The organism is Kribbella sp. NPDC051587 (assembly GCF_044453945.1).
In the GTDB taxonomy this organism is placed as follows: Bacteria; Actinomycetota; Actinomycetes; order Propionibacteriales; family Kribbellaceae; genus Kribbella.
Genome location: NZ_JBITDE010000003.1, coordinates 612,071 through 632,249, shown reverse-complemented (window position 1 = coordinate 632,249; position 20,179 = coordinate 612,071). Strand labels below are relative to the sequence as shown.

Sequence of the window (20,179 nt, the reverse complement as noted above, 5' to 3'; positions counted from 1 at the left end):
ATGCGGGACAACAGCGCCCGGCGGGTCCGGTGGTTCCCCACCGCGGCCATCGCCGTACTGCTGGCTGTCCTGGCCGGAGGTGGTGCCGTGAACATCGCTCACCACCCACAGCCGAACCTCGTCATCACCGGCGTACCGCGGCAGGCTCCAGCGCCGGACCTGCGTTCCCAGGCCCTCGCCGACCTGGATGCACTCACGCTGCCCAACGGCGCCACTCTGGCTGGCTGGGACGGCCCCTGGCGCTACGTCTGGCCGCGGGACGCGTCTTTCGTCGCAGCGGCCCGCTGTGCGGTCGGCCAAAGCGCCGAGGCCAGGCGTGTGCTCGACTTCCTGGAGCGGGTGAAGCCGGCCACTGGTCGCTGGGAGGCTCGGTACCGCGAGACCGGCGAGCCGGTAGCCGACGGTCGCGAGCAGCAGCTCGACGGATCCGGCTGGGTGCCGTGGGCGGTCTGGTTCTGCCGGACCGGTGAGCAGCACTGGGACATGGTGCGTGAGTCCGCCGACCAGATCACCCGTGAGCTCCAGCCGAGCGGACTGCCCGCGCCCTCACCCGACTACTGGGAGCAGCACGAGTCCCAGGTCACTCTGGGAACCGTTGCGCCGTTGCTCACCGGACTGCGAGCAGCGATCCGGATCGCCACCGACCTCGGTCACACCACCGAGGCCGACCGCTGGCAGACCACTCTGCAGACCCTGACGGCGGCAACAGAGCGCCGGTTCGGACCGACCTTCCCCCGCACCCCGGCGTACGCAGAAAGCTTCTTGGAGCCGGGTCTACCGCCGGCCCGGCTTGGTGGCGGTGCGGATGCGATCGTCACCGTGCTCGGCCCGCCATTCGCTCCGGAGCGGGCTGAAGTCACTCAGGCGATCACCAACACCCACGCTGTCCTGACCCAGCCGAACGGCGGCCAGACGCCCGGCGAGGACTGGCGAGCAGACGGCGTCGCCTGGACACCACAGACCGCTCTCTTCGCACTGAGCGCCGCAGCTCGCGGTGACCGCGCCACGGCCGAGTCGATCCTGAGCTGGCTCGATCACTACCGCACTCCGAGCGGACACCTGTCGGAGAAGGTCAACCGCGACAACCAGCCCGCCGGCGAGGTACCCCTGGGCTGGACCGCCGCCCTGGTCGTCCTCGCCGATCAGGCCCTGCAGAAGCCTCTCCCGATCCCCTAGGTCAGCAGATCTCCATCACGTCGTGCACCGGCGCGTCCGGACGCGTCGTACTGGTCTTGGCCGAGTAGAAGAACGCAGTCGATGCAATGTCGTCCTGCAACGGTAGGTAGCGTCCACCCGACCGCCAGCCCAGCGCCTGTACGTCGGCGCGCAGCCGCGTGCGGAACCGGATCGGGTCCGGCAGGTGGAAGCGGTACATCCCGAACCGCTGCTGGCTCGCGTACTGCCCGTCCGGCCGGATCACCTGCGGCATCCCGAGGTACGGCGTACTGAACTCGGTGTACCCACCCAGGTGCGGTACGTCGAAGTTCCACGCGCCCCCGAAGTAGTCCTCCGTACCGGTACCGCAGATGGTCGGGAACTCCTCGTCCCCGTCCAGATAGAACTTCACCTCGCCCTCACCCCACCAGCCACTGCTGTTGACGCCCCACGCGATGTACGTGCCCACGTAGTGCCCCGGGCCTTCCACGCCGTCCAGCAGCGTGTGCACAGTCGCAGCCGCCAGCGGGTTGCTCCTACGCCACTGCGCATGCAGGTACGCCGAGTTGTCCGGTACGGCGCCCAGCCAGTAGTCCACCTGGAAGTAGACCACCACCGCCTCGTCGTGAGTGTTCTCCAGCGTCAGAGTGGCCTGGGTCTGGAACGGCATCTCCCAGTAGCAGTTGAAGCCGCCGTTCGGGTTCACAGCGACCGGCAGCGAGTTCACCTGAGCGAACTTGCCCCAGCCGGAGCAGAAGAAGTCACCGACCGGAGTCTCGATCGCCGGAGCCTCGTCGCCGTCCCAGTGCGCACGCAGTACCAGCCGCCGCCAGTGGTCTACATGAGTTGTCAGCCAGATGTGCGTGATGGCCCCGGAGCCGGTGATGTCGGCCAGGGTGACGGTCTCCCCCGGCGCGATCTGGATCGACGGAGACACCTTCCAGCCCTGACCGAGGTCCCGGGCCGCGTGCGCACCGGTGCCTTCGGTACGACGGCCGCCCTGCCCCGGCTCACCGGTCGGGTTCTCCGCGCTGATGGAGCGCGTCTCGACGTCCGCGAGCGCGCTGATTCCGGACAGGTTCCCAAGAGTCATAGGGCGACCCTAGGCGATGAGAAATCGATTGCCCAGCCCCCGACCGCCGATCAGCAGGGACGAACCTTGGCATCCAGGCCGGTGAAGCTCAGGCAGGCCCACGGCCGCCCCTTCGCCGGATCGGCCCGCACGATGAGCGGGAAGGCGTCGGCGCCGCGAGAGTCCACCGGCGACCCGACCGCCCCGCCACGGGCGGTGGTCGCCGCCTTCACCTCGTCGATCGTGATCGCCGAACGGCCGGCCTTCCGAGCGGCCGCCTCGGCATCCGAAGCGACCTGCAGGGCGAAGTCGATCTCCGGCGGACTCGCCCACGTGGTGGTCGTCACCGGGAAGACCACTCCGAACATCGCCAGCCCGACCGCGACGATGATCCGCCGCAGCCGCCGGCTCTGGTCACCGGCCAGCAGGGCGGCACAACACAACGCCAGCGCGAGCGTCATCCCCCGCAGGATCCAGTGCCGGTCGAGCCGGCCGTCCACCAGCACCGCGGCGAGCACCGCCACCAGAACACAGAAAGCGCTCACTGCCAGGGCCTGCACCCGCGAAGACACCGAAACCATGCCGCAGACAATAGACGAGCGCGGGCGACGCGCCGGTCAGGTCGTTGCCGACCGATCGGCCTGGCAGTGTCGGAGGAGCCCCTTCGCCCTCCCAGCGATTGGAACGACCGTGGTTCACGAGGACTCGACCGACCCCGGCGCCTGGAGCATCTCGCGGCGCCGCGCCCTGCAACTGAGCGGCGGAGTCGCCGCAGTAAGCGCTCTCTCGCCCGCGCCTGGGACCGCCGTCGCGGCGACGCCGGCCCAAGCGATCCTGAGCGAAGGCACCAACATCATGGTCGCGGCCTCGCCGGACGGCCGCTGGCTGGCCTTCGACCTGGTCACCGCGATCTGGGTCACCCCGGCCGCCGGTGGCGCTTCCCGGCGACTGACCGACGACCTGCAGGACGCCACCCGGCCACGATGGTCACCAGACAGCCGGTGGCTCGTCTTCCAGTCCTACCGCGACGGAAACTTCCACCTCTGGTCGATCGATGCCGACGGCAACAACCTGCGTCAGCTCACTACCGGCCCGAAGGATCACCGCGAGCCGCACTTCACCCCGGACGGCCGCGCCGTCGTCTTCTCCTCCGACCGCGGCAGCACCGGCAGCTACGGCATCTACCGGCTCGACCTCGACACGTCGAAGATCATCACGCTGACCGACGATCCGACCGAGAAGGCTGAGCCCGCTGTCTCGCCCGACGGCACCAAGCTCGCGTTCACCGTCGACGCGTCGTCGATCGCGGAGGTCGACCTCGGCACCGGCGCCCGCCGTACCGTGGTCGCGGCGCAGACCGGCAGCACCGTCTACGGCCCGGCCTACTCCCCCACCGGCCAGCTCGCGTATGTCCGCCTCAGCGGACCGGTCTGCGACCTCATGATCGGCGACCAGAAGGTGACCAGCGGCAAGGACGTCTTCGCCCTACCACCGTCCTGGGTGTCGGCGAACGAGCTCGTGTACACGGCCGACGGCCACATCGTCCGTCATCAGGTCGGGGGCGCGCACACCGTCGTACCGTTCGCTGCCACGGTTCCGGTCACCTCCCGCCGCCCGCGACCGAAGTCGCCGGAGCTGGAGCCGACCGGATCGCGACCGGTACTGGGGATCGCCGGCCCGACGGCATCACCGGACGGACGCTGGATCGCCTTCCGAGCCCTGAACGCCTTGTGGCTGGCGGCAACGAGTGGCCGGGGGCAACCACGCAAACTCGTTGCTGACGGCTACTTCAACAGCGATCCTGATTTCTCCCCCGATGGCAAGTCGTTGCTGTACGCAAGCGATCGCGACGGCACCGCCGACCTGTGGTTGCACGATCTCACGACTGGAACGGATCGCAAGCTCTCCGCGCTGCCCGGTGCCCAGACCGCGCCTCGCTTCTCGCCGGACGGCAAGCAGGTCGCCTACCAGGACCAGGACGGGATCGCGTGGGTACTCGATCTCGCCACCAACGCGGTCCGCCAACTGACCCCGACCCTCTTCCAGCCCGGCCGCGTCAGCTGGTCCCGCGACGGCAAGACCCTCGTCCTCGCCGCGGTCAAGCCCACCTCCAAGCGCTTCCGCGAAGGCACCAGCCAACTCCTGTACGTCGATGTCGCCACCGCCGCCCTCGAGTACGTCGAGCCGATGCCGTTCCGCTCACTCGCCACTCGCGGCGACGACGGCCCGGTGTTCTCCCCCGACGGCCGCCACCTCGCGTTCGTGGTCGAGAGCCTCCTGTACGTCGTTCCGGTCGACCGACGTGGTCGCTTCACCGGCGAACCGCGGGCGATCACGTCCGAGGTCACCGACTCACCGGTCTGGCAGGACAGCACCACGCTGCTGTACCTGAACAACGGCCGCCTTCGCCGGACCGACCTGCACGGCGCACGCCCGCGCACGGTCGACATCGACCTGCACTGGCGGCGGGCAACGATCAACCAGCACGTCACGATCCACGCGGGAGCGCTGTGGGACGGTCGAGAGACCGCTCTGCGGCGCGACGTCGACGTCGTCCTCGACGGTTCCCGGATCGCCGCCGTACGACCGCATCACGGTCGCGCGGACATCGATGCGTCGAAGCTCACCGTGATGCCCGGGCTGATCGACGCCCACAACCACTGGCATCTGCGTGGCCGGGCGTGGGGCGCGCGGCAAGGCCACCTCTGGCTGGCCTACGGGATCACGAGTACGCGCTCTCCCGGCGACCCGGCGTACCAGATGCAGGAAACCCGGGAAGCGCTCTCTCACGGTTCTCTGACCGGCCCGCGGTACTTCGCCACCGGCGAGGCGATCGACGGTTCACGCGTCTACTACAACTTCATGCGACCGACGCTGACCGTGAAGCAGCTGGGACTCGAGCTCGACCGGGTCGAAGGGCTCGCCTATGACCTGGTGAAGACCTACGTCCGGTTGCCGATCGACTTCCAGCGCCGCGCGATCGCCGCCGTCCATCGGCTTGGTCTGCAGCTGTCGTCGCACTACCTCTACCCGGCCGAGCACCTCGGCATGGACGGGATGGAGCACACCGGCGCGACCAACCGCCTCGGCTACTCGCACACGGTCAGCCGGCTCGGCCGCGCGTACGCCGATGTCGTCACGTTGTTCACCAAGGCCGGGCTGTCCGTCACGCCGACCTTGTTCAACTCGACGATGGCGCACGTCGACGACCCGTCGCTGCTCACAGATCGCCGTACGACGACGCTGTATCCGTCCTGGGAGTACACCTACCTGCAAGGCGAGGTCGACACCGCCAAAGGCCCAGCCGGGGTGACCACGCGCGAGTTGCTGCGCGGGAACGTCGACATGGTGCTGCGGATCCATCGCGGCGGCGGACTGGTGATCTCCGGGACCGACACCCCACTGGACAACATGGCGATCTCACTGCACGCCAACCTGCGGTCGATGGTGGCCGGCGGCTTCACGCCGTACGAGGCACTCACGACGGCGACCCGCAACCCGGCCCGCTGGCTCCGGCTCGAGGACAAGCTCGGCGTGATCAAGCCGGGCGCCCAGGCCGACCTCTCGTTCGTCACCGGCGATCCGCTGGCCGACATTCAGGCAGCAGCCGCGGTCGATCGGGTCATGGTCGCGGGCAAACCGCACACGGTCGACCAACTCCTGGCACCGTGGGTCGGGAAGGAGACGGCGACGGCAGGCCCGGCGCCGCTCAGCCGGACGCAGGCACACGCCCACGACCCGGAATACTGGTGGCACGAGCCCGAATGGCTGCACCGACTGTGTTGTGAAGGGTAGGGATGTTCGAGATCGCGACGGCGAGCGCGGCGGATGTGCGGCGGTTCAGCGAGTGGGCCGCTACCGAAGGCTGGAACCCGGGTCGGTCGGATTCCCTCGCCTTCGCCGCCACCGACCCGGCCGGCTTCCTCGTCGGCCGGCTCGACGGTGAGCCGATCGCCTCGACCTCAGGTGTCCGGTACGGCGCCGACTTGACCTCGAGACGACAGGCATCTTCGCGACGAACACTCTTGAACTCGGCTAGCCTTGGGATCGTTTCCAACGATCGTGAGGACCGCCCATGTCCCGTCTCGCCCTCGTTCTCAGCACCGCCCTCCTCATCCCCACGCTCCCAGCGGTTACGGCCACTTCCTGGACGCTCCCCGGCGTCGGTTCCGTCGCCGCGACCGTCGAGTCGTCCGCCGGCACGCTCCGGCTCAAGGTCCGCAGCGGACCCATTGACGCGGTCGAAGTCGCCGACCTCGGCCTGATCACCACCACCGGTGACCTGTCGAAGGATCTGACCTTGCGCGCCGAGAGCCATCGGCCCGTGCGCACGTCGTACACGATGACGACCGGCAAGCAGCGGCAGCGCACCGTCGTACAGGAAGAGAGTCGGCTGACTTTCGGCAACGCCAGCGGGTCGTTCACGCTCGTTGTCCGGGTGTCGGATGACGGGGTCGGCTTCCGGTACGAACTACCGGGGCCCGTAACCGTGCAGCGTGAGACCGGCGGTTACGAGTTGGCGCCCGCCGCGACCAGCTGGCTGCAGCCATACAGTCCGCAGCACGAGAACGAGCACGCCCAGGCCACCGCCTCGACCGCACCCACCGGGCAGTTCGGCCACCCCGCGCTCTTCCGCACCGGCAGCACCTACGCGCTGCTGGCCGAATCCGGACTCGACGGTCGCTACTCCGGCGCGCGCCTCACGCACACCCAGGGCTCCAGCCGGTACGACGTACAGCTGGCCGACCCGGAGGTGGTGACCACGGCAACCGCTTGGCGGACCATGATCGTCGGCGACCTCGCGACCGTGACCGGGTCCACCCTGGTGGACGACCTGGCCGACCCCGCGCGGTTCACCGACACCAGCTGGATCAAGCCCGGCCTGTCCTCGTGGTCCTGGCTGGCCGAGAACTCCAGCCCCCGCGACTTCGAACGACAGAAGGACTATGTCGACTCCGCGGCGAAGAACAACCTCAAATACGTCCTTGTCGACGAAGGCTGGAGCCCGGCCTGGCTGCCGGCCCTGACCCGGTACGCACGGGCGCGTGGCGTCGAGGTACTCGTCTGGTTCCACTGGACGAATCTGGAGACCCAGGCGCAGCGCGACGACTGGCTCCCGAAACTCGTTGCCTGGGGCATCAAGGGGATCAAGGTCGACTTCATGGAGTCCGACACCCAGGCCCGCTACCAGTGGTACGACGCGATCCTGGCCGACACCGCGCGCCGCCACCTGATGATCAACTTCCACGGCTCGACCGTGCCGCACGGCCTGGCCCGGACCTGGCCGCACCTGATGACGATGGAAGGCGTCCGCGGCGAGGAGAACGGGCTGAACGCGACCCGGAACACGATCCTGCCCTTCACCCGCAACGTGATCGGCTCGATGGACTACACGCCGACCCGCTTCGCCAGCGCCAAACCGCAGACCTCCAACGCCCACGAGCTGGCACTGCCCGTGGTGTACGAATCCGGCTGGACGCACATCGTCAGCTCCCCCGAAGAGCTCGCCTCCCAACCCGAAGGCGCCCGCTTCCTGGGTCAGTTGCCGACGGCATGGGATGAGACCCGACTGGTCTCCGGTGCACCAGGTGAGCAAGCGGTGATTGCCCGGCGCAACGGAACCACCTGGTTCGTCGGCGGAATCAGTTCCGGTACGGCGGGAGCGGTCGCCGTACCGCTGTCGTTCCTGAGCAGCGGCCGATGGCTGGTCGAGACGATCACCGACAACGGGCCTACCTTGGCGCGGTCGAGCAGCGTCCGGACCAGCGAGGATCAGCTCACGATCAACACCGCCGAGCACGGAGGCTTCGTTCTGCAGGTCTGCCCCTACAAAACCGGCCGGACGACCTGCGACCAACCACACCAGGTCGCACCCAGTACGACGGTCCTCGTGGACGCAACGCCGACCACGGTTACCACCGGCGCGACGGTCAAGGTCCAAGGCATCTTCGTGGCACGAACCGGTGGTCCGGTCCGCGATCTCGTGCTGGCTCCCGACGTACCGGCTGGGTGGTCGTTGTCGGGCAAGCCGGTCCGCAAGAGCCTGCTCCGCAACGGCGAAAGCGTGAGCGGGTCGTGGACACTCACGCTCGGACCCAACGGCGTCCGGGGTGATCTGGATCTCATTGTCGGCGGCAACTACACGGCGCCGGACGGACGGAGGATCTACTCCGCGGATGCCGCGCGGATCTTCGCGGAACCGCTGCCGCCGCGCGGATCGACGTACGTGAGTGATCTTCCCTGGACGGACGAGACCAACGGCTTCGGACGACCGCAACAACGCGATCACAGCCATGGCGGCGAGAACCCGCCGGCGACGTTGACGATCGGCGGGAAGACCTATGCCAAGGGCATCGGATCCCATGCGGCCAGCTCGTTGACCACTTGGCTGGGATCAGCCTGCACCCGGTTCGTCGCCGAGGTCGGCGTGGACGACGACGTCACGACCGACGAAGGTTCGGTCACGTTCGTGGTCACCGGTGACGGCCGAACCCTCGCCAGTACGCCGGTCATCCGGCGCGGCGCAGCAACTTTGCTCGACCTCGATGTCACCGGGATCAAGCGACTCACCCTCGCCACCACGGACGGTGGCAACGGTAAGAACTCCGACCACGCCGATTGGGGGCTGGCCGCGCTGACCTGTAGGCCTTAGAAGGGCAGCTTCGGCTGCGGCGGCCCGTGGGTCGGGTCGACGCCGTCGAAGAGACTGCTGACCGACTCGCCACCGTGGATCCGCTTGATCGCCTCGGCGAACAGGCCGGCCACCGAGCTGACCTGCAGCTCGGGGAAGCCGTCGGGCCGCGGGACCGTGTCCGTGCTGATCACCTCGGTGATCAGCGGATGCGACCGCAACCGCTCGACGGCCTTCCCGGCGAACAGACCGTGCGTACAAGCGATCGCGGCCTCGGTGACACCACGCTCCTTCAGCCGGTCGAGCAGCTCGATGATCGAACCACCGGTGGCGATCTCGTCGTCGAGCACGATCGCCCGCTTCCCGGTCACGTCACCGACGATCGCGTCGATCACGACCCGGTCGTCGGCCAGCCGCTGCTTGCTGCCCGCCGCCACCGGCAGCCCGAGCAGCCGGGCGAACTGGGTCGCGGTCTTCGCAGCACCGAGGTCCGGGCTGACCACGACCGTGTCGCTGAGGTCGCGGCCGCGGAAATGATCAGCCAGTACGCCGATCGCCGTCAGGTGGTCGACCGGTACGGAGAAGAACCCGTGCACCTGGGGAGCGTGCAGCGCCATCGTGAGTACCCGGTCGACCCCGGCCGCGACCAGCAGGTCGGCCACCAGCCGACCGCCGATCGAGATCCGGGATGCGTCCTTCTTGTCCGACCGCGCGTACGCGTAGTGCGGCATCACCGCGGTGATCTGCTGCGCCGAGGCGCCGCGGGCGGCGTCGATCATCAGCAGCAGCTCCATCAGGTGCTCCTGCGTCGGCGGCACCAACGGCTGCACGATGTAGACGTCGCGCTGCCGGCAGTTCGCCTGCAACTGCGCCTGCAGGCAGTCATTGCTGAATCGATGGATCTCCACCGGCGAGAGCGCAACGCCCAGATCGGCGCAGATCCGCTCCGCGAACTCGGTGTGGGCATTTCCGCTGAACACGACGATCTCTCGCACGGCTCTCCCCGAACGCTGCCGACTACGACACAGCGAAGCCTACTTGGCCGCCGTCCGGATCTTGTCGGCGAGGGCGTCCACGAGCGAGGTGACCAGCTTGATGGTGTCGTCGTCGACCAGGTTCCCGGCCTCGTCGAACCGCTCGTGCGCCCGGAACGCCATCACCTCGGGCTTCACCACGACATCGGAGTGCGTCCAGACGAACACCTGCCGCAACGCCAGCTGCGCCCGGACCGTACCGAAGTTCGTCGGCGCCGCCCCCATGATCGCCACCGGCTTGTGCAGCAACGACGACGTCGCCGACGGCCGCGACGCCCAGTCGATCAGGTTCTTCAGCCCGCCCGGAATCGAGTAGTTGTACTCCGGAGTCGCGAACAGCACCCCGTCCGCCGCATGAATCCGCTCCCGCAACGCCCGCACCTGAGCAGGCAACGCCTCCTCGGTATCCAGGTCCCCGTCGTAGTACGGCAGCCCCGCCAACCCGTCGTACAGGTCGATCGTCACCCCCGCCGGCGCATGCTTCTGCGCCGCCCGCAGCAACGCCGTGTTGAGCGAGCCGCCCCGCAACGAGCCCGAGATCCCCAGAATGTCCAAGTCAGTCATAGAACAATTGAAACATAAACCACCTCCCACCCCGCACCACCCCACCCCAACCACCCACCGCCCCTCCCCCGCCCAACCAACCGCTGGACTCCCGTCCCCCCGCCACAACCCTCCAACTCAAGGGACATCCCTTCAACTGGAGGGTTGCCCACTCACATCTCCCTGGGGCAACCCACCACCTCGAGGGGCAAGCCACCCGCTGGACTCCCCTCCTCCGCCACAACCCTCCAACTCAAGGGACATCCCTTGAAATGGAGGGTTGCCCACTCACATTTGCCTGGGGCAACCCACCCACCTCGAGGGGCAAGCCACCCGCCATCTCGTGGGTTCACCCACGAGATGGTGGGTTCTGGACCCGCATGCGAGTGCAGAACCCACAACCTGCTGGGTTGACCCACCAAATGGCGAAGGTCCGCAGGCCGGCCGGTCCGGAGGGGGCTGGTCGGGACGGGTCAGGTGGTGAGGAGGCGGGCCAGGAGGTTGGCGGCGGTGCGGCAGTCCGCGGTGGAGGCGTCCAGGTGGGTGACTACTCGGAGCTGGGTGGCGCCGATGCCGCTGACGAGGACGCCTTTGGTGCGGGCGGCGGCTACTACCTCGGGGACCGACTTGCCGGTGGCGGCGAGGTCGGCGACGACGATGTTGGTGTCCACCTGGTCGGGTTTGACCGAGCCGGGGGCCGCGTCGGCGAGGGCTTCGGCGATCAGGCGGGCGTTGGCGTGGTCTTCGGCGAGGCGGTCGATGTTGTGCTCCAGCGCGTACAGACCAGCAGCAGCCAGTACGCCGGCCTGTCGCCAGCCCGCACCGAGTCGCTTGCGCCAGACCCGGGCCTCGCGAATCAGTTCGGTGGAACCGACGAGCACGGAACCGACCGGTGCACCCAGGCCCTTGGAGAGGCAGACACTCGCGGCCGCTGCGCGACCGGCGTACGAGGCGGGTGTGCGGCCGGTGGCGACGGCGGCGTTCCACAACCGTGCGCCGTCGAGGTGGAGCGGGATGCTGCGGGATTCGAGTTCGTCGGCCAGGGCGTCGTACCCGCGCTGGATCGCGCCACCACCGAAGTTGTGCGTGTTCTCGACCGAGACGGCCGAGGTGGTGACGAAGTACGGGCCGAGGTCGGGCGCGATCAACGCCTCGACCTGCGTGAGGTCGGTAGGCCCGATCCACGTGCGCGTGGTGATGCCGTTGACGGCGGCGTGCGCGCCCAGCTCGGCACGCACCACATGAGCGCTCGCCTCACACAGCAACTCCCCGCCGCGCGGGACCAGAGCCCGTACGCCGAGGAGATTCGCGAGTGAACCCGTGACCGTGAAGAGCCCGGCCTCATGACCGAGCAGCCCGGCGACGGTCTCCTCGAGCTGGTTGGCCGTCGGGTCCTCGCCGTACACGTCGTCACCGAGCGGAGCGCTCGTCATCGCCGCCAGCATCCCCGCCGACGGCCGGGTGACAGTGTCCGACCGCAGGTCGATCATGCCCGTGCAGCCCGCAGCCGCTCGGCGACCAGGAACGCGAGCTCAAGCGACTGGTGCCGGTTCAGCCGCGGGTCGCAGGCCGTCTCGTACCGGTTGGCGAGGTCCTCGGCGACCAGCGCCTCACCGCCGCCGACGCACTCGGTGACGTCGTCACCGGTCAGCTCGATGTGCATGCCGCCCGGCCAGGTGCCGACCTGCTCGTGCGCGTCGAAGAAGCCCTGGACCTCGTCCATGACCGCGTCGAAGCTGCGGGTCTTGTACCCGTTCGGAGTCTCGAAGGTGTTGCCGTGCATCGGGTCGCAGACCCACGCGACCGGCGAACCGTGGTCGCGCACAGCCTCCAGCAGCGGCGGCAGCCCGTCGCGGATCTTGCCCGCGCCCATCCGGGTGATGAAGGTCAACCGGCCCTCGATGCCCTTCGGGTTCAGCTTGTCGATCAGCGCCCGGATGTACTCCGGCGTCGTGGTCGGGCCGATCTTCACGCCCAGCGGGTTCGACAGCGACGACAGGAACTCGATGTGCGCGCCGTCCAGCTGACGCGTCCGCTCCCCCACCCACAGCAGGTGACCGCCGACGTCGTACGGCTGCTCGGTGCGCGAGTCGATCCGGGTCAGCGCGTGTTCGTACTCGAGGATGAGCGCCTCGTGCGACGCGTAGAAATCAACGGTCCGGAACTCGTCGGCCGTCGCGCCACACGCCCGCATGAACGCGAGCGCGCGCTCGATCTCGGTCGCCAGCTGCTCGTACCGCCGCCCGACCGGCGACGACTTCACGAAGTCGGTGTTCCAGGCGTGCACCTGGTGCAGGTCGGCGTACCCACCCGTGGTGAACGCGCGCGTCAGGTTCAGCGTCGCGGCGGCCGCGTTGTACACCCCGCGCAGCCGGCGCGGGTCCGGGATCCGCGCCTCGGGCGTGAACTCCAGCCCGTTGACGGCATCACCCCGGTACGACGGCAGCGTCACGCCGTCCCGAGTCTCCTCACCCGAACTGCGTGGCTTCGCGTACTGCCCGGCAATCCGCCCGACCTTCACGACCGGCACGCTCGCGGCGTACTGCAGCACGACGGACATCTGCAGCAGCACCCGGAGCTTGGCCCGGATGTTCTCCGCGGTCACCCCGTCGAACGTCTCCGCGCAGTCCCCACCCTGCAGCAGGAACGCCTCACCCCGCGCCACCGCACCGATCTTGGTCGTCAGGTCGTCACACTCACCGGCGAACACCAGCGGCGGCAACGTCCGCAGCTCCGCGATCACCTGCTCCAACGCCACCGGATCAGGCCACTCCGGCTGCTGCAGCGGCTTCAGCCCCCGCAGCTCGTCCAGACTCGGAACCCCAGGCACTTCACCGGCACTCAACGTCGCGAATTGCATACCCCAACCCTATTCGAGCCCCACCACCCCCCGCACTCCCGTCTCACTCACACCCTCCCCCCGTCCTCCCTCCCTCCTCCCCAAACCGCTTCGGGGTGGATCCACCCCCCGAATCCGTCCCGGATCCTCCCCAAACCAACGCACCCATCCGCCCCTCCCCAAACCGGTTTGGGGAGGGCTGGACCCTTCCCAGATCGCGTTTGGGGAGGATCCACCCCCTGAACCCGTCCTGGATCCTCCCCGGAGCGGTGGCGGCCGATGTGTGGGCTCCCCGAACCGGTTTGGGGAGTTGTCCACAGGTGGGAGATGAGGGGAACGAGACGGGGGGTGAGGGGTGCATCTTCTTGGCGACAGGTTGCCGACGGGAGGGATGCGCTGGTGGGGGACGACGAGGTGTCGAACAGGTTTGGGGAGTTGCGGGGTCGGCAGGCGGGGGCGTTCAGCAGGACGCAGGCGCTGGCCCACGGAGTCAGCGAGAAGGTGCTGCAGGGGAGGTGTCGGGCGCGGCAGTTGCAGCGGGTGCGTTCCGGCGTGTACGCCGACTTCACCGGACCTCTGCCGTGGGAGACGCGGATGTGGGCAGCCTGGCTCAGCTGCGGGCCGGACGCTGCATTGGCCGGGGAGACGTCTCTTCGCCGCTTCGGCGTCGAAGGCGATTGGCGGGATGATCAAATCCATCTCGCCGTGCCGCACGCGCGGCGACTTGACCCTCGACCGGGCGTCCGCGTGACTCGGCACCGCGACTTCGAGGCATTGGTTCTGGAGGCGCGCGAACCGCCGATGATGCGACTGGAAGCAGCACTGCTCATGACCGCGGGCTCGTCTCGCGACGCGTTCCGACGGGCCTCTGTGCTCCTCGACGCATGCCGGCAGCGCCGTACCACCCCGGCGCGGCTTCTGACCGAGCTGGACTCCCTTGCCCGGCTCCCGGGTCGCCAGTTCCTCCGGCAGATCCTGATGGACGCGGCGGAAGGGGTCCATTCTGTGCTGGAGCGTACTTATCTGCAGCGGGTCGAGCGGGCTCATGGGCTTCCGCGCGCGACTCGTCAGGTGCGTGTGTCCGGGAGCGGCGGGACGATCTACCGCGATACTGAGCATGAGCCGTACGGGGTCGTCGTCGAGCTCGACGGTCAGGTCGGGCACCTGGATCCGATCAGCCGATGGCGCGACATGAGCCGGGACAACGCTGCCGCGACCAGCGGCAAACTAACGCTGCGCTTCGGCTACCAACTAGTGAGCCGGCCGTGCGAGGCCGCCGCGCAGGTCGCCGCGGCCCTGCAATTCCGAGGCTGGCCCGGCCGCCCCCACCCCTGCTCACCCACCTGTCCAATCGGAGCCTGACCCCAGAGTGGGGTGGATTTCAGCCCTGACCGGCCCAATCAACTCCCCACTCGACTACTCAGCGATGGGAGGGTCAGCGGCGGGGGGTCCAGGCGTCGCCGTAGGGGGTGGGGTGGTCCTCGTCTTCGGGGTCGTCGTCGTCTTCTTCTTCGGGGTCGTCTTCGGGGTCGGCTTCTAGGGATTCGATGGCGGCGTGGAGGCGGGGTAGGCGGGATTCGAGCTCGGTGTCGTCGTCGAAGTCGAAGGGGTCGCCGGCCGGTACGGCGGCCTGGGTGGGGGTGGGCGGGAGTGGGGAGTTGGTGACGCGTTCGTGGGCGGTGGGGGCGGCGTACAGGACCAGCTCACCGTCGAAGTCGGCGTCGATGGTGGGGTCGAGGAGGTTGGCCAGGGAGTCGGGGCTGGTGAGGGTGGAGTCCCAGGCGGGGCGGCCTTGGGCGACCAGCCAGGCGCGGAAGTAGTCGAAGGCGTCGTCGGAGGCGCCGCCACAGATCAGGTACGCCGCCGCCCAGAGGTCGATGCGGTACGACTCCGCCTGCAACTGCTGGAACTCGCGGTCGAAGGCAGCGATCTCGGCCGGCTCGAGCTCGGCCAGTACGTCGGTCAGGGCCTCCGCGAACTCCTCGGTGTCGCCGTACGTGTCCTCGACCGACGCACGCGCCCGGGCGATCGTGTCCCAAAACCCCTGTCGATCCATGGCGCCCATGATTACGTACCCGAGCGGGTCATCCGAACAGTGCGATTCCCACTTCCCCGACGAAAACGGGATGCTCGGCCTCGGCCACCATCAGCGCCGCGATGCCGGCCCGTGGTGACAGCGGCGGCAGGCTGCGCCGGAAGCCGCTTGCGCTGACCAACCGCCCGTCACCGCGGTAGGGCCGATTGGTCAGCACGCCCGATGCCACCACGGTTCCACCCGCGGCCAGCACTGCATCGTCCGCGAGCCCCTTGGCCTCCCAGTCGCTCAGCACCTTCCGCAACAGCCAGTCGTTCAGGCCGCCGAGCTTGCCGGTGGTCGCGCCCGCACCGAGCGCCCCCAGCCAGACCACCCGCTTGCCAGAGGAGGCGACCACAGCCGCGCCATCACTGAGAATCCGAGGGTCCTGCCCCTTCACGACCCCGAGCGCGCTGATCACCACATCCATGTCGGCGACAGCAGCAAGGACGGTCTCGGGCACCTCGACGTCCGCCTGCACCACGTGCACTCCGCCGGACCACGGTGCCGCGGCCGGCCGTCGTACCAGGGCAAACACCTCGTGCCCGCGCTCCACCGCCTGGTCGACCACCAGCCGCCCGGTCTGGCCGGTCGCGCCGAGGACTGCGATCTTCACGACGCCGCCAGTACGTCGAGCGCCGCCTGATGCACACCCGGAGCCGAAGCGATGAAGTCGGTGCTGGTGAGGCTCCAGGGCTTGCCCGCGAGATCGGTCACCGTGCCACCGGCCTCCCGCACCAGCAACGCCCCGGCGAGCAGTCCGGACCGCACATCGGAGTACTGCCAGAACGCGTCCAGGTGACCGGCCGCGACCTGGATCAACGGCAGCGTGGCCGGTACCGAGACCCGCACGATCAGGGCACCGATCAGCATCGCGGTCACGCTGCGCCCGATCAGGCGGAAGGTTTCCTCGGTCTCCCCCGGCTTGGCCTGCCCCGTGGCGACCAGAGCGGCGCCCAGGTCGGTCTTGGCGGAGACGGTGAGCCGCTGCCCGTCGAGATACGCGCCCTCCCCAGCAATCGCGGTGTAGGTCTGGCCGGTGAGCGGCAGGTGTACGACGGTCAGCACCGGCTCGTTGTCGCGCACCAGCGTGACGCTGATCCCCCACTCGGGCATGCCGTGGATGGCGTTGATGTTCCCCTCGACCGGGTCGACGACCCACCACTCGCCAGGCGGCAGCTCGCCACCCTCGAGCTCGTCCTCGACCCAGCCCGCACCCGGCCGGGCGGCGAGCAGCGGCTCCTTCAGAACAGCCAGTACGGCGTCGTCGTTCGCGTAGATCGCATCGACGATCGCGGCCCCGTCGGCCGGGCGGGCGTTGACATCAAAACGGTCGCGCAGCACGGCGGCGGCGGGCCGGAGGTTTTCGGTGATGGTTTCGATGAGGTTCATGGCTTCGACGCTAGAAGCGCCAATACATAACATCAAGTGCAACCTTGATAGGTTTAGCATTACTCATATGCACTTGGATCTGAACCTCCTCACCGCGCTCGACGCACTGCTCGAGGAAGGCAGCGTGGCGGGAGCCGCCGAGCGGCTGCACGTGACGCCGCCGGCGATGAGCCGGACACTCGGAAGGATCCGGAGGGCGACCGGCGATCAGATCCTGGTCCGGACCGGCCGCTCGATGACGGCGACCCCGCACGCGGTCGCCCTGCACGCCCGCGTCCACGAGCTCGTCCACCAGGCTCAGGTGCTGCTGTCGCCGGACCGCAGCGTCGATCTCGCCACCCTCGAACGGACCTTCACGCTGCGCTGGCACGACGCTCTGACCGTGGCCTATGCGCCCGCGCTGCTCACCGCAGTTCGCGCGCAGGCGCCCGGCGTACGGCTGAGGTTCCTGCCGGAGGCCAGCTCGGACACCCACGAGCTGCGTCGCGGCGAGGTGGACCTCGAAGCCGGCGCTGGAGTACCCCAGCTGCCGGAGATCCGGCATGAGCTGGTCGGCGAGGGCCGCCTGGTGGTCGCCGTACGGGCTGAGCATCCGCTGACCACCGGCGAGCTGACGGCTCAGCGGTACGCCGCTGCCGAGCACGTCACCGTGTCACGGCGTGGCCGCCTGGTCGATCCGATCGACGACGTCCTTGCGGAGGCAGGTCTGCGGCGTGAGGTGGTCGTGGCGTCGCCGACCGTCGCCGCAGCGCTCCAGTTGGTGCGCCTGAGCGACCTCGTGGTGACACTCCCCGAGGTCACCAACCTCGTCGACTTCGGGCTGGTCGCGCTGCCGCTACCGCTCGCCGTACCGGCGATCCCGATCCGGCTCGCCTGGCACCAGCGGTACGACGGCGATCCGGGTCACGCGTGGCTGCGGGACCAGGCGCGCGCCGTACTAGGAGGTCAGGAAGCCTTGGTGTCGCCCAGCCGCAGGTGATCGTCGACCGACTCGCCGGCCTTGATCAGTTCCTTGGCCTTGTCGGCGTACATGTCGACGTACTCCTGGCCGGACAGGTCCATCAGCGCGTACATGATCTCGTCGGTGACCGAGCGCAGCACGAAGCGGTCGCGCTCCATGCCCTCGTAACGCGAGAAGTCCAGCGGCTCGCCGACGGCGACACCGGGACGGTTCATCCGCGGGAACAGCTTGCCCGGCTCACGCCGCCAGATCTTCGGCAGCACCGAGCCCGGGGGCTGCAGCTTGTGGGTGTCGATCATCGCGACCGGGATCACCGGGACACCGGCGACGATCGCCATCCGGGCCACGCCGGTCTTGCCCTTGTACAGGCGGCCGTCGGGTGAGCGGGTGCCCTCGGGGTAGATCCCGAACAGCTGACCCTTCTTCAGGATGTCCAGGCCGGTGTTCAGCGCGGCCAGCGAGGCCCGCCCGCCGGAGCGGTCGATCGGGATCTGGCCGATGGACCGGAAGAAGGTCGCCATCAGCTTGCCCTTGAGCCCGGGCGCGGTGAAGTACTCCGACTTGGCCGGGAAGACGATCTGCCGGGGCACCGCGACCGGCAGGAAGATCGAGTCGGAGAACGCCAGGTGGTTGCTGACCAGCAGCGCCGGGCCATCGGTCGGGATGTGGCTCAGCCCGGTCACCTTCGGCCGGAAGAAGAGCTTCACGAATGGCGCAACGATGAACTGTCTGATGAGCAGGTACAGCATCCGCCTCGACCTCCGTCACTCGCCCGACACCGTCCATCACAGATACAGCATGACGGTACCCGTTCATGGTCCGCCCGTACCGTCGCCGGCACCAGTGCCCGCCGGTGCGGAGACTACGTTCCAGCTTCCCCCTCAGGCAATGTCACCGCCAGGAATGCCCACGTTGCTCACCGTGTTGTCATCTGGATGCAGACTGGACGTGGTCCAGATGCGACCATTGATCCCGCGGCTGGGTGGGGGCTCGAGGCCACCGCTGGATGCCGCGTGTGAGGAACCCCACGACCGGGCGAGGAGTCGACCGTGCCAGTGCAAGTCCACGCGGAGGAGTTCCGCAGTGCCGGGACCGGCGCGAACGCCGCCGTCGGCGTCCTGTTGAGCCACGGATTCACCGGTACGCCGTACTCGATGCGCCCCTGGGGTGAGCATCTGGCCGCCCTCGGGTACGGCGTGGCCGTGCCGCGGCTGCCCGGGCACGGAACCACCTGGCAGGAAGCCAACCGCACCACCTGGCAGGACTGGTACGCCGTACTCGACAACGAGCTGGCGAGGCTGCGCAAGGAGCATGACCAGGTCGTCGTGGCCGGCCTGTCGATGGGTGGCTGCCTGGCGCTGCGGCTGGCCGAGGAGCACGGGGCGGACATCGCCGGTCTGGTGCTGGTGAACCCGTCGGTCAGCACCGAGGACAAGCGGGCCGCGCTGCTGCCGGTCCTCGCCAAGGTGATCCCGTCCTTCCCCCCGATCGCGAACGACATCAAGAAGCCGGGCGTCGACGAGCACGGGTACTCCCGGATGCCGCTGAAGGCGATGCTCTCGCTGTCGCAGCTGTGGAAGGTGACCCGGGCGGATCTGGCCAAGGTCACCCAGCCGCTGCTGTTGTTCCGGAGTACTGTCGATCATGTGGTGGAGGCGAGCTCGGCGCGCAACGTGCTGGCTGCCGTGTCGTCCCGCGACGTGACCGAGACCCTGCTCGAGAACAGCTACCACGTGGCCACTCTGGACAACGACGCCCCGAAGATCTTCGAGGACAGCGCAGCCTTCATTGCGCGCGTGACCGGTCCCGCCGATGCGTGACAACGGCCTGACCGCCGCGGAGTACACCTCGTTCGGCCGGATCGACACCCTGGTCGCCGAGCCGGTCCTGGCCGCCCTCGCCACGGCCGGCATCGCGGCGTACTGCGAGAGCTCCGACGACGTACCGGACGAGCTGTTCGTCGACGCCGACCAGCTCGAGCAGGCCCGCCCGGTGATCGCGCGCGCGACCGAGGACGCGGAGTGGAAGTCGCTGGTCGAGCAGTTCAATGCGCCGTCCGCGCCCGGCCACGACGGCGGTGAGACGCCGGTCCCGCGGTGGCCGGTCAGCGAGGACGTGGACGAGAAGTACGAACCGCTGATCGACGTACCGGCCGGTCTGATCGTCGGCGACGAGCCGGAGGACGAGCCTGAGGCCCGCCCCAAGCGGCCTGCCGACGACCCGCACGACCACTTCGTCCCGCCGGAGCCCCCGCGCGGCCCGAAGCTGGACTGGCCCAGCCGGCTCGCCTGGCTCGGCGCCCTCGGCGGGCCGATCCTGCTGATCCTGGCCGCGGTCCTCGACTTCGGCGACCGCCGGATCACCGCGGTCGCGGTCGCCGGTTTCATCGGCGGCTTCCTGACCCTGGTGATCCGGATGAAGGACCGCCCGGCCCAGGACGACACCCCCGACGACGGGGCGGTCGTGTGAGCTAGAGTG

At 68.8% G+C, this 20,179-nt stretch carries 17 protein-coding genes; 7 read left to right on the top strand and 10 right to left on the bottom strand.

Annotated elements, in window-relative coordinates; translation table 11 throughout:
• Positions 1-1,176, top strand: coding sequence for a glucoamylase (locus tag ACIA49_RS15060; RefSeq protein WP_396377727.1), 1,176 nt, complete (start codon positions 1-3; stop codon positions 1,174-1,176).
• 1 nt (position 1,177) lies between these two features.
• Here the strand turns inward: ACIA49_RS15060 and ACIA49_RS15055 are convergent, their stop codons facing one another.
• Complete coding sequence (locus ACIA49_RS15055; RefSeq protein WP_396377726.1) at positions 1,178-2,248, bottom strand: glycoside hydrolase family 172 protein; 1,071 nt, start codon at positions 2,246-2,248, stop codon at positions 1,178-1,180.
• Positions 2,249-2,298: 50 nt separating this feature from the next.
• The gene (locus ACIA49_RS15050; RefSeq protein ID WP_396377725.1) at positions 2,299-2,808 is read right to left on the bottom strand and encodes a hypothetical protein; all 510 of its coding nucleotides are present in this window, start codon (positions 2,806-2,808) and stop codon (positions 2,299-2,301) included.
• A 109-nt stretch (positions 2,809-2,917) separates the two neighbouring features.
• On the opposite strand from ACIA49_RS15050, the gene ACIA49_RS15045 reads away from it, so the two are divergent.
• Together ACIA49_RS15045 and ACIA49_RS15040 are read left to right on the top strand one after the other, a co-directional pair.
• Positions 2,918-6,022, top strand: a complete 3,105-nt coding sequence (locus ACIA49_RS15045) for a DPP IV N-terminal domain-containing protein (RefSeq protein WP_396377724.1) — start codon at positions 2,918-2,920, stop codon at positions 6,020-6,022.
• 280 nt (positions 6,023-6,302) lie between these two features.
• Entirely contained in the window at positions 6,303-8,879 is a 2,577-nt protein-coding gene (locus tag ACIA49_RS15040; protein WP_396377723.1) for a glycoside hydrolase family 97 catalytic domain-containing protein, read from the top strand.
• On the opposite strand, the gene ACIA49_RS15035 is transcribed toward ACIA49_RS15040, so the two are convergent.
• The 4 genes from ACIA49_RS15035 to ACIA49_RS15020 all read right to left on the bottom strand — a co-directional run bounded on the left by ACIA49_RS15035 (position 8,876) and on the right by ACIA49_RS15020 (position 13,295).
• On the bottom strand, positions 8,876-9,853 hold the full coding sequence (locus ACIA49_RS15035; RefSeq protein ID WP_396377722.1) for a ribose-phosphate diphosphokinase: 978 nt from the start codon (positions 9,851-9,853) through the stop codon (positions 8,876-8,878). The two genes, ACIA49_RS15040 and ACIA49_RS15035, sit on opposite strands and share 4 nt — an antisense overlap.
• Positions 9,854-9,892: 39 nt before the next feature.
• Positions 9,893-10,456: an NADPH-dependent FMN reductase gene (locus ACIA49_RS15030; RefSeq protein WP_396377721.1), complete on the bottom strand. Its 564-nt coding sequence runs from the start codon at positions 10,454-10,456 to the stop codon at positions 9,893-9,895.
• Positions 10,457-10,908: 452 nt separating this feature from the next.
• A complete protein-coding gene (locus ACIA49_RS15025) occupies positions 10,909-11,925 on the bottom strand; it encodes a threonine aldolase family protein (RefSeq protein ID WP_396377720.1) in 1,017 nt (338 codons plus the stop codon).
• Positions 11,922-13,295, bottom strand: a complete 1,374-nt coding sequence (locus ACIA49_RS15020; RefSeq protein WP_396377719.1) for a class II 3-deoxy-7-phosphoheptulonate synthase — start codon at positions 13,293-13,295, stop codon at positions 11,922-11,924. The genes ACIA49_RS15025 and ACIA49_RS15020 overlap by 4 nt, the downstream gene beginning before the upstream one ends.
• Before the next feature lie 378 nt (positions 13,296-13,673).
• Here ACIA49_RS15020 and ACIA49_RS15015 point away from each other — a divergent pair, with 378 nt between their 5' ends.
• A complete protein-coding gene (locus ACIA49_RS15015) occupies positions 13,674-14,636 on the top strand; it encodes a hypothetical protein (protein ID WP_396377718.1) in 963 nt (320 codons plus the stop codon).
• Between the two features lie 73 nt (positions 14,637-14,709).
• Here the strand turns inward: ACIA49_RS15015 and ACIA49_RS15010 are convergent, their stop codons facing one another.
• Genes ACIA49_RS15010 through ACIA49_RS15000 form a run of 3 tightly spaced genes read right to left on the bottom strand, consistent with a single transcriptional unit; the run spans position 14,710 to position 16,740 of the window.
• Positions 14,710-15,330 carry a DUF4240 domain-containing protein gene (locus ACIA49_RS15010; protein ID WP_396377717.1) on the bottom strand — a complete coding sequence of 207 codons (621 nt, stop codon included), beginning with the start codon at positions 15,328-15,330 and terminating at the stop codon, positions 14,710-14,712.
• A 28-nt stretch (positions 15,331-15,358) separates the two neighbouring features.
• On the bottom strand, positions 15,359-15,964 hold the full coding sequence (locus ACIA49_RS15005; protein ID WP_396377716.1) for an NAD(P)-dependent oxidoreductase: 606 nt from the start codon (positions 15,962-15,964) through the stop codon (positions 15,359-15,361).
• Positions 15,961-16,740: an inositol monophosphatase family protein gene (locus ACIA49_RS15000; protein ID WP_396377715.1), complete on the bottom strand. Its 780-nt coding sequence runs from the start codon at positions 16,738-16,740 to the stop codon at positions 15,961-15,963. Before ACIA49_RS15000 ends, ACIA49_RS15005 begins: the two co-directional genes overlap by 4 nt.
• Positions 16,741-16,807: 67 nt before the next feature.
• Between ACIA49_RS15000 and ACIA49_RS14995 the strand changes: the two genes are divergently transcribed.
• Entirely contained in the window at positions 16,808-17,719 is a 912-nt protein-coding gene (locus ACIA49_RS14995) for a LysR family transcriptional regulator (RefSeq protein ID WP_396377714.1), read from the top strand.
• Here ACIA49_RS14995 and ACIA49_RS14990 read toward each other — a convergent pair.
• Entirely contained in the window at positions 17,686-18,450 is a 765-nt protein-coding gene (locus tag ACIA49_RS14990) for a lysophospholipid acyltransferase family protein (protein ID WP_396377713.1), read from the bottom strand. The two genes, ACIA49_RS14995 and ACIA49_RS14990, sit on opposite strands and share 34 nt — an antisense overlap.
• Positions 18,451-18,750: 300 nt before the next feature.
• On the opposite strand from ACIA49_RS14990, the gene ACIA49_RS14985 reads away from it, so the two are divergent.
• Positions 18,751-19,521 (top strand): alpha/beta hydrolase, encoded by a 771-nt coding sequence (locus ACIA49_RS14985; RefSeq protein WP_396377712.1) that lies wholly within the window; start codon positions 18,751-18,753, stop codon positions 19,519-19,521.
• The gene (locus ACIA49_RS14980) at positions 19,514-20,170 is read left to right on the top strand and encodes a hypothetical protein (RefSeq protein WP_396377711.1); all 657 of its coding nucleotides are present in this window, start codon (positions 19,514-19,516) and stop codon (positions 20,168-20,170) included. Before ACIA49_RS14985 ends, ACIA49_RS14980 begins: the two co-directional genes overlap by 8 nt.
• The last annotated feature ends 9 nt before the right edge of the window (positions 20,171-20,179 follow it).

What these genes read in the sequence shown, in the direction of transcription:
- ACIA49_RS15060 (WP_396377727.1), top strand. Translation starts at nt 1, where the DNA reads ATGCGGGACAACAGCGCCCGGCGGGTCCGGTGGTTCCCCACCGCGGCC.
- ACIA49_RS15055 (WP_396377726.1), bottom strand. Translation starts at nt 2,248, where the DNA reads ATGACTCTTGGGAACCTGTCCGGAATCAGCGCGCTCGCGGACGTCGAG.
- ACIA49_RS15050 (WP_396377725.1), bottom strand. Translation starts at nt 2,808, where the DNA reads ATGGTTTCGGTGTCTTCGCGGGTGCAGGCCCTGGCAGTGAGCGCTTTC.
- ACIA49_RS15040 (WP_396377723.1), top strand. Translation starts at nt 6,303, where the DNA reads ATGTCCCGTCTCGCCCTCGTTCTCAGCACCGCCCTCCTCATCCCCACG.
- ACIA49_RS15030 (WP_396377721.1), bottom strand. Translation starts at nt 10,456, where the DNA reads ATGACTGACTTGGACATTCTGGGGATCTCGGGCTCGTTGCGGGGCGGC.
- ACIA49_RS15025 (WP_396377720.1), bottom strand. Translation starts at nt 11,925, where the DNA reads ATGATCGACCTGCGGTCGGACACTGTCACCCGGCCGTCGGCGGGGATG.
- ACIA49_RS15020 (WP_396377719.1), bottom strand. Translation starts at nt 13,295, where the DNA reads ATGCAATTCGCGACGTTGAGTGCCGGTGAAGTGCCTGGGGTTCCGAGT.
- ACIA49_RS15010 (WP_396377717.1), bottom strand. Translation starts at nt 15,330, where the DNA reads ATGGATCGACAGGGGTTTTGGGACACGATCGCCCGGGCGCGTGCGTCG.
- ACIA49_RS15000 (WP_396377715.1), bottom strand. Translation starts at nt 16,740, where the DNA reads ATGAACCTCATCGAAACCATCACCGAAAACCTCCGGCCCGCCGCCGCC.
- ACIA49_RS14995 (WP_396377714.1), top strand. Translation starts at nt 16,808, where the DNA reads ATGCACTTGGATCTGAACCTCCTCACCGCGCTCGACGCACTGCTCGAG.
- ACIA49_RS14990 (WP_396377713.1), bottom strand. Translation starts at nt 18,450, where the DNA reads ATGCTGTACCTGCTCATCAGACAGTTCATCGTTGCGCCATTCGTGAAG.
- ACIA49_RS14980 (WP_396377711.1), top strand. Translation starts at nt 19,514, where the DNA reads ATGCGTGACAACGGCCTGACCGCCGCGGAGTACACCTCGTTCGGCCGG.